The organism is Thermocladium sp. ECH_B (assembly GCA_001516585.1).
Lineage (GTDB): Archaea > Thermoproteota > Thermoprotei > Thermoproteales > Thermocladiaceae > Thermocladium.
This window is the reverse complement of the sequence record LOBW01000119.1, coordinates 1-3023: the sequence shown is the minus strand read 5'-3', so window position 1 is coordinate 3023 and position 3023 is coordinate 1. Positions and strand designations below refer to the sequence as shown.

General features: G+C 54.1%; 3 protein-coding genes. 2 read left to right on the top strand and 1 reads right to left on the bottom strand.

The genetic code is table 11. The features are described from left to right. Nucleotide 1 precedes the first annotated feature (1 nt). A complete protein-coding gene (locus AT710_09510; GenBank protein ID KUO90099.1) occupies nt 2-619 on the bottom strand; it encodes a hypothetical protein in 618 nt (205 codons plus the stop codon). A 72-nt stretch (nt 620-691) separates the two neighbouring features. Here AT710_09510 and AT710_09505 point away from each other — a divergent pair, with 72 nt between their 5' ends. Then, nucleotides 692-1600 carry a Fe-S oxidoreductase gene (locus AT710_09505; protein KUO90098.1) on the top strand — a complete coding sequence of 303 codons (909 nt, stop codon included), beginning with the start codon at nt 692-694 and terminating at the stop codon, nt 1598-1600. Further along, complete coding sequence (locus tag AT710_09500; GenBank protein KUO90097.1) at nt 1597-2742, top strand: (Fe-S)-binding protein; 1146 nt, start codon at nt 1597-1599, stop codon at nt 2740-2742. Before AT710_09505 ends, AT710_09500 begins: the two co-directional genes overlap by 4 nt. Nucleotides 2743-3023: the final 281 nt, after the last annotated feature.

Below are 3023 nucleotides of genomic sequence, written 5' to 3'. Positions count from 1 at the left end.
CTCAGTAGTACCCCAGCTCCGATTCAAGCATGGAGAGGAGGCGGCAAGTCACCTCATGCGTGCGCATGGGCCTCTCCCCAATTCTATAAACCTCATGCGCCGAGGCATACGTTGATTCGCTGAAGGAACCGTGGGGGAATCCGCCTATCACTACCGCGACGTTGCCTAGTGATAATAATCGCCTCGCCAAGTCCACTCCCCTAATGACTGTGCCGCGAACATCATCTAGAAGCACCACCCTCGATGCCCCGCTGACGGCGATGGCGTCCCTAATGGTGCCCTTCCCCAATTGAAGAAGCGGATCACCCTGGGGCGGGGCCCTGCCCTTAACAAGTAATTGCCTCATTAGTCCAATGAAGTTATTATAATTCTGGGGCGGCCGCTCGATTGGGCTCACCCTTATCACCTCATCATTAATGGTATGTATGAGGACGCGAAGCAGGCCAGCATTATTGAGGGGACTACTCATTGCGTTGATTAGGAAGAGGTGAACTATGTCGGGCCTACCCCTCTTCCCTGGATTAGGTAATCGCCTAATCAATCTATGGTGCCTCGACACGTCCAGGACCTCCCCATTCATTAACTCGAGGGATGACTCGGCCAGTATCAGTGTTAGCACCCGAATAGGTGAGCGCCCTGATTTTAATTTTCTCGGGGCATATTTATTAATGGGAATCACTCTTGAGGGGCCGTGGAGAACTGGTTAAGGGTTCTCGGCGACCTACTGCTAAGTAACTTGAGGAGCAACATGCTTCCCCTCCCGGTTGATAAGGGGACCTGCACTAGGTGGGCAAGTGGCTTGGGGCTGCCGAGGGGCGGCGACACCATAATCTACACGTCGTGCCTGTATCAATTGGTGCCGGCAATTAATAGATTGGTGTCGCTAATCGATAAGGCCTCTAAAGTGCCTGAATTAGCTAGATTAGCGCCCATGGGCCTCATGAAGAGCCTAGTCAAGCCGAGCCAATCCGAGCTGGATAGAATGAATGGAATAGTGAGGAGCATCGCATTACTACTCAAGAAGAACGGCGTGGAGTTCGGGTACCTCTATGAGGAGGAGCCGTACTCTGGGGCCATCCTCTATGAGTTGGGGTTCGAGGATGCGTTTAGGGAGTACTCGGCAGTGGTGGCGAGGGCATTGAGTGGGGCAAAGCGAGTGATAACCATTGATCCCCACACCCATAACATCTTGGTGAATGTTCTCCCCAAGTTCCAGAGGGTGGATGCGGAGGTGATTAATTACATGGAGCTCATCAAGGACGTGGATAAGAAGGGAAGCGGGGCCGTCGCCATTCATGACTCCTGCCTCTACTCGCGGTACCTTGGGCTCAGGGAGGCGCCGAGGAAGTTACTGGGGAATGCCGGGATAGAGGTTAAGGAGGATCCATACTTGACCGGGGTAGCGACATCAATGTGTTGTGGGGGCCCCGTTGAATCCATTAATCCATCCCTATCAAACTCGATAGCGAGGGTTAGGGTTGCTGGGTTAAGCAAGTTATCGCAGGTCATCGTGACCGCGTGCCCCATTTGCCTCGCTAATTTGAGCCGTAACGCGCCGAGTGGGGTTAAGGTGATTGACTTGATTGAGGCGATTTCATGAGTTGGGATGCCGCAATAAGTAGGGCAGTGGAGCACAACGTGCCGAGAACAATGAATATACTGGAGAAATATCCCTACATAAAGGACTTAGCCGAGGAGTTGAGGAGGGCTAAGGAGGCAGTGATCAGGGACATGGATAAGTACGTGGATGAGACTATGGCTGCCGTGAGGGCCCTTGGGGGGAAGGCGTACCTGGCGGGGAATGCCGAGGAGGCTAGGAGAATAGTGGGGAACATAGTGGGGAGCGGGAAGATAGTGGTCATGGGTAAATCAATGGTGGCGGCCGAGGCCGGGATACGGGAGCACTTGGCGGGGATGGGGAATGAGGTTTGGGAAACGGATTTAGGGGAGTTCCTGATTCAATTGGCTGGGGAGGCACCGAGCCACATAATAGCTCCAGCGCTTCACATGACGAGGGAGAGGGCGGCTCAAGTATTGAGGGAGAGGCTCGGCATTGATGTTAAGCCGGATCCAGTGGATATAGCCAGGGTTGCCCGGGAATTCCTGAGGGAGAAATTCGTTAAGGCTGGAGTGGGCATAACTGGAGCTAATGCAGTGGCAGCCGACACGGGCGCCGTCCTGCTTGTGGAGAATGAGGGCAATATCAGGTTCACGACCGTGGCGCCCCCCATTCACGTCTCGGTGACCGGGATCGATAAGATAGTGCCGACGCTTCACCACGCAATGATGGAGGTGCTTGTCCAGGCAGCCTATGCTGGCCTTTATCCCCCCACTTATGTTAACCTGGTGGCGGGGCCATCCTCGACGGGGGACGTGGAGCAGGTAAGGGTTAGTCCAGCGGAGGGACCCCGGGAGTTTCACTTGGTCCTGCTCGATAATGGGAGAAGGAGGGCCGCGAGTCACCCAGTTCTATGGGAGACGCTTCTCTGCATTAGGTGCGGGAGGTGTCACTTCCATTGCCCAGTGTATAGGGCAATGGATGGGGCTTGGGGGGATAAACCATACTCCGGCCCCATGGGGGTTATGTGGAGCGCCGTCATTAATGGCGTGGAAAAGGCTGGGAGGCATGCCGTTCTATGCACCCACGCGGGTACCTGTAGGGAGGTGTGCCCCATGAAGATAAATATACCCGACGTGATTCACTGGATCAGGACAGAGTACATGAGGAGCATTAAGAAGTAGGGATGGAAAAAATTTTTATAATTATACGCATGGGGAAAGCCTCGCCATTTATGGCGGGGATGAGGGGGAATAACTTTAAATATTTGATGTTCCCATTTTTCTGATGCCCATCGTGGGGTTTAGGTTTAGAGCATACACCGATCGACGAACGCTGAGGGCGTTAAAGGCCCAATTGGAGGCGGCTTGTGAGGCCTACAATACCCTACGATGGGCAGACACATACTTCTACCATGAGGATGGTAGGGGCTTGACCCTCACGGAGTTGAGGCAACTAGCCCTCG

Coding starts and splice junctions, on each gene's coding strand:
- AT710_09500 (KUO90097.1), top strand. CDS start 1,597: ATGAGTTGGGATGCCGCAATAAGTAGGGCAGTGGAGCACAACGTGCCG.